The 13805-nt window shown below is 67.3% G+C and carries 14 protein-coding genes and 2 pseudogenes; 12 read left to right on the plus strand and 4 right to left on the minus strand.

All coding sequences use genetic code 11. From position 1 onward, the window contains the following. Positions 1 to 29 precede the first annotated feature (29 nt). Positions 30 to 311 carry a hypothetical protein gene (locus tag DQP57_RS08280; protein WP_112632513.1) on the plus strand — a complete coding sequence of 94 codons (282 nt, stop codon included), beginning with the start codon at positions 30 to 32 and terminating at the stop codon, positions 309 to 311. Positions 312 to 468: 157 nt separating this feature from the next. Then, positions 469 to 1428, plus strand: coding sequence for an alpha/beta fold hydrolase (locus DQP57_RS08285; protein ID WP_112632514.1), 960 nt, complete (start codon positions 469 to 471; stop codon positions 1426 to 1428). 5 nt (positions 1429 to 1433) lie between these two features. On the opposite strand, the gene DQP57_RS08290 is transcribed toward DQP57_RS08285, so the two are convergent. From DQP57_RS08290 to DQP57_RS08305, 4 genes and pseudogenes are all read right to left on the minus strand, one after another. Next, the gene (locus DQP57_RS08290) at positions 1434 to 2651 is read right to left on the minus strand and encodes a GNAT family N-acetyltransferase (protein ID WP_112632515.1); all 1218 of its coding nucleotides are present in this window, start codon (positions 2649 to 2651) and stop codon (positions 1434 to 1436) included. Between the two features lie 30 nt (positions 2652 to 2681). Continuing rightward, positions 2682 to 3101: a hypothetical protein gene (locus tag DQP57_RS08295; protein ID WP_112632516.1), complete on the minus strand. Its 420-nt coding sequence runs from the start codon at positions 3099 to 3101 to the stop codon at positions 2682 to 2684. 61 nt (positions 3102 to 3162) lie between these two features. Then, entirely contained in the window at positions 3163 to 4374 is a 1212-nt protein-coding gene (locus DQP57_RS08300) for an acyl-CoA dehydrogenase family protein (RefSeq protein ID WP_112632517.1), read from the minus strand. Further along, positions 4371 to 5020, minus strand: a pseudogene (locus tag DQP57_RS08305) (TetR/AcrR family transcriptional regulator). The gene DQP57_RS08300 and the pseudogene DQP57_RS08305 overlap by 4 nt, the downstream one beginning before the upstream one ends. Positions 5021 to 5245: 225 nt before the next feature. Between DQP57_RS08305 and DQP57_RS08310 the strand changes: the two are divergent. From DQP57_RS08310 to DQP57_RS08355, 10 genes and pseudogenes are all read left to right on the plus strand, one after another. Then, entirely contained in the window at positions 5246 to 6574 is a 1329-nt protein-coding gene (locus tag DQP57_RS08310; protein WP_112632519.1) for a sensor histidine kinase, read from the plus strand. 61 nt (positions 6575 to 6635) lie between these two features. Beyond that, a complete protein-coding gene (locus DQP57_RS08315) occupies positions 6636 to 7034 on the plus strand; it encodes a VOC family protein (protein WP_112632520.1) in 399 nt (132 codons plus the stop codon). A gap of 250 nt (positions 7035 to 7284) precedes the next feature. After that, positions 7285 to 7590: a PE domain-containing protein gene (locus tag DQP57_RS08320; RefSeq protein WP_112632521.1), complete on the plus strand. Its 306-nt coding sequence runs from the start codon at positions 7285 to 7287 to the stop codon at positions 7588 to 7590. A 30-nt stretch (positions 7591 to 7620) separates the two neighbouring features. Further along, entirely contained in the window at positions 7621 to 8802 is a 1182-nt protein-coding gene (locus tag DQP57_RS08325) for a PPE family protein (protein ID WP_112632522.1), read from the plus strand. Positions 8803 to 8903: 101 nt separating this feature from the next. Further along, complete coding sequence (locus DQP57_RS08330) at positions 8904 to 9218, plus strand: WXG100 family type VII secretion target (protein ID WP_040630553.1); 315 nt, start codon at positions 8904 to 8906, stop codon at positions 9216 to 9218. Positions 9219 to 9269: 51 nt separating this feature from the next. Beyond that, positions 9270 to 9557 carry a WXG100 family type VII secretion target gene (locus DQP57_RS08335; RefSeq protein WP_007771836.1) on the plus strand — a complete coding sequence of 96 codons (288 nt, stop codon included), beginning with the start codon at positions 9270 to 9272 and terminating at the stop codon, positions 9555 to 9557. A 115-nt stretch (positions 9558 to 9672) separates the two neighbouring features. Beyond that, positions 9673 to 10503 carry an ESX secretion-associated protein EspG gene (locus DQP57_RS08340; protein ID WP_112632523.1) on the plus strand — a complete coding sequence of 277 codons (831 nt, stop codon included), beginning with the start codon at positions 9673 to 9675 and terminating at the stop codon, positions 10501 to 10503. A gap of 128 nt (positions 10504 to 10631) precedes the next feature. Continuing rightward, positions 10632 to 11657 carry a MinD/ParA family ATP-binding protein gene (locus DQP57_RS08345; protein ID WP_112632524.1) on the plus strand — a complete coding sequence of 342 codons (1026 nt, stop codon included), beginning with the start codon at positions 10632 to 10634 and terminating at the stop codon, positions 11655 to 11657. Further along, a complete protein-coding gene (gene eccD, locus DQP57_RS08350; protein ID WP_112632525.1) occupies positions 11654 to 13183 on the plus strand; it encodes a type VII secretion integral membrane protein EccD in 1530 nt (509 codons plus the stop codon). The genes DQP57_RS08345 and eccD overlap by 4 nt, the downstream gene beginning before the upstream one ends. A 14-nt stretch (positions 13184 to 13197) precedes the next feature. Next, positions 13198 to 13805 (plus strand): annotated as a pseudogene (locus DQP57_RS08355) (type VII secretion-associated serine protease); the annotation flags it as partial.

Consider the following 13805-nt stretch of genomic DNA (forward strand, 5'->3'; position numbering starts at 1 on the left):
GATACCACTACTCGCACCTAGGAAGGCAAATGATGAAGTACATTGCGGCAGCCGCGATCGCGATCTCCGCCTTGCTGTCCAGCGCGTGTTCGGCCTCACAGATCGTCAACACCGGCGGGGACACCAAGTGCAAGGACTTCACCACGCAGGACGAGAAGAAGCAGAACGACGAAGTGAGCAAGATGCTCAAGGACAAGAGCGGTACCGACCCGACCAATGTGGAGATTTCCGCGACGCGCCTGTCGGTGACGACGTATTGCCAGACGCTCGGCAAGCCCGACACCAAGATCTCTGAGGCGCCGCACGGCTGACCGCGGCCGGCGGGCCCGCCTCAGCAGGCAAGCGGTACCCAAAACGGCGCGGTCCCTTGCGTTGTCGGGCACAGCGTCAGCAGCGCCGGTGGGCCCGCCGGGCGGCAATAGGCAGGCCACGCTTTCACGCGGGGCGGCTTACCCGCACAATAGCGCGATGCACGCCGTGCGGGAGATCCGACGAATTGCTGCGGGTGTTCCGCGGCACCTGTTGACCCTCGCGTTGCTGATTGCGGTGGCGGGCTGCGCGAATCCCGCGCAGCGCGGCGCACCGTCGTCCGGCGGTGTCTTCGCCGGTCCGGTCGAGATCGGCAACGGTCGGCACCTGTATCTTGAGTGCCACGGGAAGGGCGGCCCCACAGTCATTTTGGAGTCCGGCTATCACAACTCGTCGGATCCGTGGAGTCACTCCGACGCCACCGCACCGGCCACCGGCCCGGCCGTACTGACTGCCCTGGCGGCCGACCACCGCGTCTGCGCCTACGACCGACCCGGCACGCTGCGCTATCCCGATCCGCCCAGCATCACCGACCGCAGCTCACCGGTTCCGATGCCGCGCACCGCGCAGGACGTGGTCGGGGATCTGCATGCGTTGCTGGCCGCCTCCCACCTGCCGGGGCCGTACGTTCTGGTCGGGCACTCGCTCGGCGGGTTGTTCATCCGCTTGTACGCCCAGACGCATCCGGATCAGGTGCGGGCGCTGGCGTTCGTCGATGCCTTCCCGGTCGAGATACCGGGCCTGCTGGGACCGGATTGGCCGACCTATCGCCAGGCGCTCGACCAGCCGTTGCCCCAGTTTGCGAATGCGCCGTCGTTCGAGGAGATCGACATCGACAAGAGCGTCGAACAAGTCGGTGCGGCACCGGCTTTTCCGCCCGTCCCCACCGTCGTGCTCACGAGGACCGAGCCGTTCGCGATCCCGGGCACCGCTTCGCCCGAGCAGGGCGCGAAGCTGGAGCAGGCATGGCGGGAGGCCTCGGCCGATCTGATCGCGCTGCGGCCCCAGACCCCGCACCTGATCGCCACCGGCAGCGACCACTTCATCCAGATTCACCAGCCCGATCTGGTCGTGGCCGGGATACGCCTGGCGATGCAGAGGTCGGACCCCCAGCGCTGAGCCCGTTAGAAGAACGTGCCGGCATGCGGCACTTCGGGCACCGCGAACAGTCGATCGGCCACGTCGAGCGCGACAGGATCGTCAGCCCGGGCCAGCCCCGCGGCCGCGAGACTGCGCCAGCGCGTGCCGCCGAGCAGCGCGGCGCCCAGCCCCTCGATCCCCACCCGGACATCGGGGCGGCGGGTCGTCGGTTCGGCACCGTCCCCGGTGATGACGAAAGTCGCCGAATTGTGCGGTAGCAGGGGGTCATTCACCGCGATCGTGACGGTTCCGCCGCCAACATAGGAGCGCGCCGCCAGCGCCCGGTGCGCATCGATGATCCGCAGCCACGTCTCGTCGTGGACCGCGGTGACCTTCGCCGCCCGGCGATCGAGGAACAGCCAGGGCAACGCGTCATCGAGGGGCAGCATCCAAAACAGCACGCGGTGAACGAGATCCAGGCCGAGCAGGAAACGCAGCAATCCCAGATAGGCGTCCGCGGTCGGCGCGAAGAAATCCTCGACCACGACGGTGCGCTGGTCACTGACGAACCAATTCGCGGTGTCGACGGGCCGGTAGCGGGCGAACCCCGACTCGGCGCCCGGTTCGCCATGAACGGCGACATACCAAGCGCCCGGCGAGGATTCGGTGCGACGCCGCGCACTGCCCCACCACGTCCGAGGGCGGGCGATGGTGCCGGGACGGGACGGTCGATGGGCGTCATAGACACGGGGCAAGACCTCCCACACCTCGGCGGCGTCGAGCAACCGCACCGGACCGCCCGACCCGACGTCGGGGCGAAACGCCGCCCGCGCGGTCGCGATCTCCACGCTCTGGAAGGAACTCGCCACGCCGTAGCCGTATCGCTCATAGATGGTGGCCTCCGAGGCCCGCAACGACGCCACCACCTCACCGCGCGCGGCGATGTCGTGCAGCTGGTGACCGATCAGCGCGGTGGCGACGCCCCGTCGGGTGTGCGACGGCAGCACGCCGACGTGGGTCACGGCGGCATGGTTCACGGCGGCTCCGCCGGGCAGGGTCAGCGTGCTCGTCACGGCGTCCGCGGTCCCGACGAGTCGTCCGTCGACGAATGCGCCGATGGTGCGGCCGGGGTCGAGCATGGTGGTGATCTGGCCAGGCAGCAGGTTCGAGATGGGCGGCAGGCCCACCATCGCGGTGCGAAACAACTTGGCCGCGGCGAGGAGGTCGTCCTCGGTGTCGAGAACCCGGATCTCGGTGCTCATTCGGTCATCATGTCTGCCTGGCGCACCCGATCACCCGATGGGCGTGATGCCCGTATTGGAGATCGTGAAGCCATGGCCCGAGGGCACCGTGCAGGTGACGCCGTCGGTCTTGGAAGCGCAGCCGAAGGGGCCGACTCCGGCGGTGTGGTCGTAGGGGAGAACCGGAGTGCCGGTCCCGGCGTTGCCGAGACACGAGATGCCCGTACAGTTCGTCACCGCGCCGGTGCTCGACAGACGCACCGACGCGGGCGGCTCGTTGGTTTGGCAGTAGGCCTCGTCGGGGATGCCGGGATCGCGCTGGTAATTGATCTCGCAACTGATGTTGCGGGACGGGGACAAAAAGGCGCACATCGACGACGTGCACGCCGGGTTATCCGCGCTCGCGCGGGGCGCGCCGACGTAGCAGCCGACGAGGACGAATCCGAGTGCCGCGATGACCGCACGCTTCACTTCAGCCCCTAACGGTTGGTGTGCCGCAGAAGCTATCAGACGTCAAGGACGGGTACGCCCGCTAACGGATGGGCAGACCGGTCACCGCCCGCGAAATCACCAACCGCTGGATCTCGCTGGTGCCCTCGAAGATGGTGAAGATCTTCGCGTCACGGTGCATGCGCTCCACGGGGTAGTCGCGGGTATAGCCGTTGCCGCCCAGGATCTGGATGGCCTCGTCGGTGACGTAGACCGCGGCCTCGCTCGCGACCAGCTTGGCCATCGACCCCTCGGCGGAGTCGAAGTTCTGGTTGTTGCGCGCCATCCAGCCGGCCCGCCATACCAGCAGGCGGGCCGCGTCGACACGGCTCTTCATATCCGCGAGCTTGAACGCCACCGCCTGAAACTCACCGATCTTGCGGCCGAATTGCTCACGCTGGCAGGCGTATTCGAGTGCGTACTCGTAGGCGGCCCGCGCGACGCCGACGGCCATCGCTCCGACCGTGGGCCGGGTGCGCTCGAACGTCTTCATCGCCGCCTGGCCGCCGGTGGAAGCACCGGACTTGACCCGTGCGATCCGGGCCTCGAACTTCTCCCGGCCGCCCAGGATGGCGTCCTCCGGCAGGCGCACGTTGTCGAGGACCACCTCGGCGGTGTGGGAAGCGCGGATCCCGTGCTTCTTGAATTTCTGGCCCTGCGCCAGACCTTTGGTGTCCGGTCCGATGACGAAGCTGGCCTGGCCGCGGCTGCCGAGCTCGGGGTAAACCGAGGCCACCACGATGTGGACGTTGGCGATGCCGCCGTTGGTGGCCCAGGTCTTGGTGCCGTTGAGCACCCATTCGCCGGCGGCCTCGTCGTAGCGCGCCCGGGTGCGGATGCCGCCGACGTCAGAACCGGCGTCGGGCTCCGACGAGCAGAACGCGCCGAGCTTAGGGTCGTCGGGCGTGCCGAACATCTCGGGAAGCCACTGGCCCAGCTGTTCGGGAGTTCCGTTGCCCGCCAACGCCGCCGCGGCCAGGCCGGTGCCCATGATGGACAGCGCGATGCCGGCGTCACCCCAGAACATCTCCTCGAACGCGGTCAGCATCCCCAGCCCGGTCTCTTCGGCGGCCTGCTGCGCGAAGAAGTCCGGGGAGTACAGCCCCACCTTCGCGGCCTCCTGGATCACCGGCCACGGGGTTTCCTCCCGTTCGTCCCATTCGGCCGCGGCCGGGCGGATGACGTCGGCCGAAAACTTGTGCACCCAATCGCGGACTTCGATCACGTCGTCGGACAGTTGCATGGAAAATGTCACAGCTGTGCTCCTGAATCATTGGTGTTCAAGGGTTTTGAGGGTTTCTGTACTGGGCGAGGACGCTGACCGTTTGGTTGACCCACGCCTCGAAATAGCGTTCTTCGTCGGTGTTACCGGGAAGGCGACCTGTCAGCGCCTGCAGCGTCGCCGCATAGGACAGCGACCCGATCGCGACGGCGGCGGCCGCCTCGGGGTCGGGAATGCTGGTGCGGCCGGACCGATTCGAAGCGGCGAGCTCGTCGGCGAAGCGTTGGTAGGCGTTGTCGGTGATGACCTGCCACGTCTTCTCACCGAGATCGCCGAGCTCGTCGGGTTCGCGCAGCATGACCTTGAGCAGATCCTCGCTCTGCTTGAGGTTGCTCCAGATCAGCTGGCCGGCGATGCGCACCGCCCGCTCGACGCTGCCCGGTTGCCCGGCGTCGTACTGCTCGCGCGCGGCGACGATGCTGTCGATCCGGTGGGCGACCGCCGCCTCGAGCAGTTCGCGCTTGGAGCCGAAATGCTTGTAGAGCGCCCCGGACCCCGGCGCCAGCCCCGACTCCCGCTGGATGTCGGCCACCGACGTCGCCGCATAGCCCTTGGCGGCAAACAGCCGCAGGGCCGCGGAGAGCAGCCGGTCGCGTCCCCGGCCCGGCTCGGTGAGCATGGTGAGAGAGTACTCACTCACCCTGGTCAGGGCAAAATCGGAGCGGTTTTGGCACGTGACGGAGGGGAAGGCGATGCGGTTAGCGTTAAATTCTTGCGAAACGCCACCGCGCTTGATCGCGCCGGACCGGTACCACTGTGAGGGTGGTAGCCGGATTGATTGAGAAGGACCGGCGATCGTCTGAAGGAGCCTGACATTCGCGTCCTACCGCGTATACAGCTACCGATGCGGGTGCTGTCGCTGCGCACCATCGTCATCGTCGCCGCCATATCGGTGATGACGCTCGTCGTCCTGCTGGGCACCTGGGTGTGGGTGGGCGTGACCAACGATCAGTACAACCAGCTCGATCGTCGGCTCGATTCGGTCAGCAGCCTGGGTGACATCAGCAGCCTGCTCAACAACGCGCAGCACGCGAGTCCCGATCGGCCGGCGCCGGACGGCAACCTGGTGCGCACCGCGCGCATCGGCGGGGTGACCGTGTCGGTGCCCAGCGGCATCGTGTTGCCTCAGCTTCCCGACGGCTATGCCAACACCACGATCAACGGGGTGCAGTATCGGGTCCGCACCTTCACCGCGGGCCCCGCCTCGATAGCGTTGGCCGCGCCGCTGGCCGAAGCCCAGCATCGGATCAACGAACTGCACCTGCGGGTGCTGCTGATCTGCGCCAGCGTCATCGGCGGCACCGTGGTGGTGGGCTGGGTGATCTCGCTGATCATGGTCAACCCGTTCCTGCTGCTCGCCCAGCAGGCCCGCGCGATCAATGCCCAGTCCAGTCCCGACGAGGTGCAGGTTCGCGGCGTGCGCGAGGCCGTCGAGATCGCCGAAGCGGTCGAGGGGATGCTGGCCCGCATCGGCAAGGAGCAGCAGCGCACCAAGGCCGCGCTGGAGTCCGCCCGCGACTTCGCCGCGGTCGCCTCCCACGAGTTGCGCACGCCGCTGACCGCCATGCGCACCAACCTGGAGGTGCTCTCCACGCTGGATCTGCCGCATGAGCAGCGCCAGGAGGTGATCGGCGACGTCATCCGCACGCAAAGCCGCATCGAGGCGACGCTGACCGCGCTCGAACGGCTGGCCCAGGGGGAGCTGACCACCGTTGACGACTTCGTCCCGTTCGACATCACCGAGCTGCTCGATCGCGCCGCTCACGACGCGCTGCGCGTCTATCCCGACGTGGAGGTCTCGCTGGTGCCGTCGCCGACGGTGCTGATGATCGGGTTGCCCACCGGGCTGCGGCTGGTGATCGACAACGCCATCGCCAACGCCGTCAAGCACGGCAATGCCGGCAAGATCCTGCTGACCGTCGGCAGTTCCGGTGAGGGCGTGGAGATCGCGATCGACGACGACGGCACCGGCGTTCCGGAATCCGAACGCGCCACGGTCTTCGAACGGTTCGCCCGGGGCTCGACAGCCTCGCGGTCGGGCTCCGGGCTGGGCCTGGCGCTGGTCGCCCAGCAGGCCGAATTGCACGGTGGCACAGCGGCATTGCAGACCAGTCCGCTCGGTGGCACCCGGCTGCTGCTGCGGCTGGCCGGCGACGGGCGCGGTCCGGCCTAGCGGCGGATCGCCCCGGCCGGGCCGGCCCCGCACCCGCGCCGCGGATATCGGACAATGAGGCATGCTCGGCCACCTCGGGATCAACGTGCCCGATCTGTCAGCCGCAAAGCGGTACTACGACGCGCTGATGCCCCTGGTCGGTTTTGAGCCGTTTTTTCATGCCGTCGACGAATTCTCGTATCGGCCCGCCGGCAACAAGCCCGGCGCATTCCTGTTCTTCTATCCGGCGCTGGAGTCGCATGACTACTCGGCGCAACAAACCGGGCTGCAACATCTGGCTTTCATTGTGCGGCACCGGTCGTCGGTGCGCGCCGTGCACGACCATGTCGTGGGAATCGGTAGTACGGTCATTCATCCGCCCGGTCATTTCCCGCAGTATCCCGGCCATTACTACGCCACATTCTGGTATGACCCATTCGGCATCAAACTCGAAGCCGTATGCCACCACGACCGCGATTAAACAATGCGACCGTTGCGCCGCACGGAAGGTGGTCGAGGTGCATTTGTGGCTCCCGGGTCCTGAGTGGCGACTGGGGTTTATTGACGACTCCGTCTGGGAATCCAGTGCTTTCACGCGCGGGACCAGCGCTAGATAACCGGATTCCGGGCCTTAAGTCCGGCCAAAACCGTAGTGAATACAAGATCAGTGCAAGCGCACTACACTAAGGCCCCAAGCACGTGGATTTGGGTTGAGCGTTCGGAGGGAAATCATGGTGTTGTCAGCGCAGCCCGAGGCGGTTCTGGCGTCGTCGAGCGCCGAGACGGCGATCAGCGCGGAGACTGAGGCCGCGGCTTCGGCTGCGGCACCCGTCCTGCTGGGGGTGCTGCCCATGGGCGGCGACCCCGATTCGGCCATGTTCGCGGCGGCGCTCAACGCCTGCGGCGGCAGCTACCTGGGCGTAGTGTCCGAGCACGCCACCCAGCGCGGTTTGTTCGCCGGCGCGCAGAGCATCGCGTCGAGCACGTACGTCGTCACCGAGCTCATGCGCAGCCTGACGATGGCGATCGGGGCCTAGGACCTAGGGACGTAAAAGGGGGAAGTACGCATGGCCGATCCGGGGTGGGCTGCGCGTACGCCTGAGGAAAACGACCTGCTGCTCAAGGCGGGGGCCGGCGTCATCACGCACCTGGCCAACCAGGCGGCCTGGACCGTCCTGGCGGCGACCCATCACGGCTCCAGCATCGCGTCAACGATCAACACCGTCGCGACGTCGGCGAGCTGGACGGGCTCGGGTTCGTTGGCCTCGGCGGCGAACGCGACCGCACTGAACGCATCGCTGCATGGGCTGGCCGGCTGGGTCGATGTCAAGCCGGCGGTGGTGTCGACCGCGGTCTCGGCGTACCAGATGGCGTACGGCTCGATGCGTCCCGCACCCGAGTGCATCGAGAACCGCACCGAGACGGCCACCGACTATGGCATCAACCCGCTGGTCCTCGGCGCGCTGACGCCGCGCATCACGTCGCTGGAGCTCGAGTATTTCGGGTCCATGTGGCCGAACAACTCCGCCGTCGGCGCCAGCTACGGAACGATCCTGACGGCCTTGTCGCAAAGCCTGACCATTCCGCCGCCGATCGCCACCATGGGCGCATCACCGGCCGCACCCGCCCAGGCCGCCGCGGCTGTCGGCGAATCCGCCGCGGAACAAGGGGCCGGCGACGGCATGCGCGCCGCGATGCAGGGCGCGCAGACCGGGACGCAGGGAGCCGGTCGGGCGGCCTCGGGTGGCCAGGACTTCATGAGTCAGGCCACCTCGTTAATGCAGCCGGCGCAGCAACTGATGGGAGCGGTCCCGCAAGTGATGCAGGCTCCCATGCAGATGATGCAGGCGCCGATGCAGATGATGCAGCCGCTGATGGGCATGTTCTCCAATCCGGGCGCCCTCGGCATGGGCGGGGCGACCCCCGCCGTTTCGACGGTGTCGGCCACCACGGGGCTTTCCGCGGCGGAGGCCGGTGCCGGCGGGGGCGCATCCGTGGGCGGCGCGGGCGTGCCCGCGACGAGTTTCACCCGCCCGGTGAGCGCCTTCGAGCCGGCCACCGGTGGCCGGCCGGTGGGCCTGCGACCGGCCGGGGCATTAGGCGCCGAGGCCATGCGACCGCAGACCACGACGATGGGTGGTGCCCCGATGGGCGGTATGCCCGTGGGGCACGGGGCGGGAGGCGACCGCGGCTCCCGTGACAAGGCCGACCAGCCCGCGACCGTGCGGGTCGTCGACGCTCGAGTGTGAAGCCAACCCCTGGTGAAAGGTGAATCGACAGGTCCAAATAGCCGCCATACACTTCGCTTCATGCCCTCACGGGGGGCGGCCCACCGGAGAAGGAGAATTCCGTGACAATCAAAGTAACACCGCAAATGCTTCGCGATGCTTCCAACGCTATCCAAGCGAACATGGAGCACGCGATCGGGATTGGCCAGGGATACGTCGCGAATCAAGAAAACGTGATGAACCCGTCCACCTGGTCTGGTTCTGCTGTGACGGCGTCGCACGCGACGGCCATCGAGGTTCAAAACGACTTGAACAAAGTCTTGACCGGCGGCACCCGTCTGGCCGAGGGCCTGACGAAGGCGGCGGCGCTGATGGAAGGCCACGAGGCGGATTCCTCGCACGCCTTTAGCGCGCTATTCGGCGGCCACGGCTCCTGATCACCCAGTCATTCATCAATTCATTAATGGTCTTTTGAAAGGATTTTCATCATGTCCGACCCGATCACTTATAACCCGGGAGCCGTCGCCGACTTCGCCACCGATGTCGCCTCCCGCGCCGGCCAGTTGCAGTCGATTTTCGACGACACCTCCAACCGCACGCACGCCCTGCAGGAATTCTTCGCCGGCCACGGCGCATCGGGCTTCTTCGAGGCGCAGGCCCAGATGCTGTCCGGCCTTCAGGGTCTCATCGACACCATCCGCCAGCACGGGGTGACGACCTCCCACGTGCTGGACAACGCGCTCAGCACCGACCAGCACATCGCTGGGCTGTTCTGAGCCCGCTCGACCACACCGACAAGCGGGGGTGGGGCAGATGCGCCGGGCGTGTGTGCCCCACCTTTTGGTCTCTTATCCACCGGTCGGGGGACCCACTGAGTGAGGGTAAGGCGACATGCTGACCACCACGGTCGACGGCTTATGGGTTTTGCAGGCGATCACCGGGGTGGAGCAGACCTGCCCTGAACTGGGGCTGCGGCCCATGCTGCCGCGTCTGGACACCCCGGAGCGCGCGCGCAGCCACCCCGCGGCCGCCGAGTTGGTGGCCGCCGGGGCGCTCGACGAGGCCGGCAACGTCGACCCGATGATTCGCGAGTGGCTGACGGTCCTGCTGCGGCGCGACCTGGGGCTGCTGCTGATGATCGGCGTCCCGGGCCGCGAGCCGACCCGGGCATCGATCTGCCGCTTCGCGACGTGGTGGGTGGTCCTGGAACGCCACGCCGACATGGTGCGGCTGTATCCCGCCGGCACGGCCACCAACGAAGCATCGGCCAGGGACCTGGTGGTCGGTCAGATCGAGCGGCTGTGCGGGGTGGCCGAGGCGGCGCCGCTGAAACCGGTCACCCTAGATACCGAGCAGCTGCTGAACTCGGTGCGCGACACCGCCAGCCTGCGATCGTTCCTGCTGGAACAACGCCTCGACGCCGACCAGCTGCAGATGGTGCTGACGGCCGCCGATCCTGCGCGGTCCGCACACGCCAACATCGTCGGGCTGCAGGCCGGTGTGGGGCCGGACGCATTGGCGCGGATCGCCGTCGGGGATGCGACGGTGTCCATCGTCGACACCCCCGCGGGGCGAATCTGCATCGAGAGCGTCACCTCGGGGCAGCGCCAGTACCAGATTCTCTCGCCCGGGTCGCGCACGGACATCGGCGGAGCGATTCAACGGCTCATCCGCCGGCTGCCCGCCGGCGACGAGTGGCACTCGTATCGGCGAGTCGTGTGACGGTGCGCCGGAAGCGAACTGACGAAAGTAACTTAGATAACCAAAGTCTTGGAATAGCAACGTCTGTCGAACTTGAAAGGTTTCTGAACGGGTAAACGCGGTATCCCCAACCGTGTTAGCATCTCGTCGTGACGAGCCCTTGGAATGACCCGAATATGTCGGACGAAGGAGCGCTCAGACGGGGGGATCCGTCAGGGGCCAGCAACTTCCCGGATTCGGTATCGGACACCATGCGTATTACCGATCTGGCCGCGCCGCGGAAAATTCCACCAGGGTCGGGCTGGCGGAAATTCATTTACACCATCTCTTTTCATCAAATAAATCCGGGCGAGTCCCCCCGGGAACGGCACTACCGGGATTTGCAGAATCGCATCCGGCGGCATATTCGACGGCAATACGTCATCACGGTCGTCTCCGGCAAGGGCGGCGTGGGCGTCACGACGCTGGTCGCCTGCCTCGGGGGTGTGTTCCGGGAATGCCGCCCGCAGAACGTGATTGCGATCGACGCCGTCCCGGGCTTCGGGACACTGGCCGACCGCATCGATGAATCCCCGCCCGGCGACTACACCGCGATCATCAACGACACCGATGTCCAGGGCTACGCGGATATTCGAGAACATCTGGGACAGAACGTCATTGGGCTTGACGTCCTGGCCGGCAACCGCACTTCCGACCAGCCCAGGCCGTTGGTGCCCGCGATGTTCTCCGGGGTGCTGTCGCGCCTGCGTCGCACCCACACGGTGATGATCGTCGACACCTCGCCCGACCTCGAACACGAGGTGATGAAGCCGGTATTGGAGAACACCGACACCCTGGTCTTCGTCTCCGGCATCACCGCGGACCGGTCCCGTCCGGTGTTACGGGCGGTGGACTACCTGCGCTCGCAGGGCTACCACGAGTTGGTTTCGCGCAGCACCGTAATTGTGAACCACACCGACCAGATCACCGACAAGGACGCGTTGGCGTACTTGACCGAGCGTTTCACCAAGGTGGGGGCGACGGTCGAAGCGCTGCCGTTTGATCCCCACCTCGCCAAAGGTGGCATCATCGATACCGTTCACGAACTGAAGAAGAAAACGCGATTGCGCCTCTTCGAAATCACCGCCGGGCTGGCGGACAAATACATTCCTGACGCCGAGCGGTCAGTGCCGTGACAGCGCCGCATAAGGTCGCTTTCCCGGCGCGTTGTGCGGTCAACATTTCTTACGAAAAGCACCTGTGTTCCCAGGTGTTTCCCGCCGGAATTCCGATGGAGGGATTCTTCGAGGGAATGGTCGAGCTGTTCGACGCCGACCTGAAGCGCAAAGGCTTTGAGGGCATCGCCTTGCCCGCGGGCAGCTACGAACTACACAAGATCAACGGGGTCCGGCTCGATATCAACAAAAGCCTCGACGAGCTGGGCGTCCAGGACGGCGACACCCTGGTGCTGGTGCCCAGGGTGGACGGCGAGTCCTTCGAACCGCAGTACGAGTCGCTGTCGACGGGTTTGGCGGCGATGGGAAAGTGGCTGGGCCGCGACGGCGGCGATCGGATGTTCGCGCCGGTGACGCCGCTGACCGCCGCCCATACCGCGGTCGCGGTGATCGCAATGGCGGTCGGGGTCGTCGTGGCCCTGACCCTGCGGGCCCGGACATTCACCGACGGCCCGATTCCGGCCGCGGTGGCGGGCGCCGTCGGTCTCCTGCTGTTGGTGGCGACGCTGGTGGTGCGGAGCGGGTGGCGGGAGCGGCGCGACCTGTTCAGCGGCTTCGCGTGGCTGGCGGTCCTGTCGCTGGCCACCGCCGGCGGCTGCGCGCCGCCAGGCAGGCTCGGCGCGGCGCACGGGCTGATCGGCGCCGTCATCGTGATCCTGGGCGCCATCGCCATCGGGATCACGGCGCGGAACCGTTGGCAGACCGCGGTGGTCACCGCGGTGGTGACGGTCTGCGGGGTCCTGGCCGCAGTCGCCGCCGTCCGGATGTTCCGGCCGGCCTCGGCCCAGGTGCTGGCGGTCTGCGTCCTGGTAGGCCTGCTGGTGCTGGTCCGGATGGCTCCGCTGATCGCGCTGTGGGTCGCACGGGTCCGGCCGCCGCATTTCGGATCGATCACCGGTCGGGACCTGTTCGCACGGCGCGAGGGAATGCCCGTCGACACGGTCTCCCCGGTCAGCGAGGACGAATCCGAGGACGAGGACAACGAATTGACCGACATCACCGCGCGCGGCGCCGCGATCGCCGCCTCGGCGCGGTTGGTCAATGCGGTGCAGGTGGGCCTGTGCGTCGGGGTGTCGATCGTGTTGCCCGCCGCGGTGTGGGGGGTTCTGGCGCCGGGACGCCCATGGGCATGGTTGGCGTTGGTGGTGGCCGGGCTCGTGGCCGGCATCTTCCTCACCCAGGGACGCGGATTCGCCGCCAAATACCAGGCCATCGCCCTGGTGTGCGGGGCATCGGCCGCGGTGTGCGCGGGCGTGGTCAAATACGCCGTCGCCGCGCCGAGGGATGTGATGACCGGGTTGATGTGGCCCGCGGTGGCGGTGGCGACCTTCGCCGCATTGGGTTTGGCCGCAGCCCTTTTGGTGCCGGCCATGAGGTTTCGGCCATTCATCCGGTTGACCGTGGAATGGGTGGAAGTGCTCGCGTTCATCGTCTTGCTGCCAGCGGCGGCGGCCTTGGGAGGGCTCTTCACGTGGATTCGCCACTGAGAAGGGCCGCGGCGATGACCGCCGCTGTCACCCTGGTCGCGTTAGCAGCCAATACCCCTGTCGCACTTGCCATTACACCGCCCGCGGTGGATCCGGGAATGGTGCCGCCGGACGGGCCGCCACGATCCGATCAGCCGATGCGCCGTGCCAACAGCTGCTCGACCCCGATCACCGTGCGCAACCCCGACGTGGCGCAGATGGCCCCGGGCTTCAACCTGCTCAACATCACGAAGGCCTGGCAGTACAGCACCGGCAACGGCGTCCCCGTGGCCGTCATCGACACCGGCGTCACCCCGAACCCGCGGCTGCCGGTGGTGCCCGGCGGCGACTACATCATGGGAGAGGACGGCCTATCGGACTGCGACGCCCACGGCACGATCGTCAGCTCGATCATCGGCGCTGCGCCCCAAGGGATCTTGCCGATGCCGCGACCGATGCCCGCCACTCCCGCATTCCCCCCGCCGGCCGCGCCGCCGCCGGTCGTCGGCGCGCCGCCCCCACCGGTCGAGGTTCCGCCCCCGGTGGCTCCCCCACCACCGCCGCCGCCGGTGACGATCACCCAGGTGCTTCCGCCCCCGCCACCACCTCCGCAACCGGCCCAACCTCCGCACCGGCGGCGGCA

It is taken from the genome of Mycobacterium colombiense (assembly GCF_003284935.1).
GTDB lineage: Bacteria > Actinomycetota > Actinomycetes > Mycobacteriales > Mycobacteriaceae > Mycobacterium > Mycobacterium arosiense_A.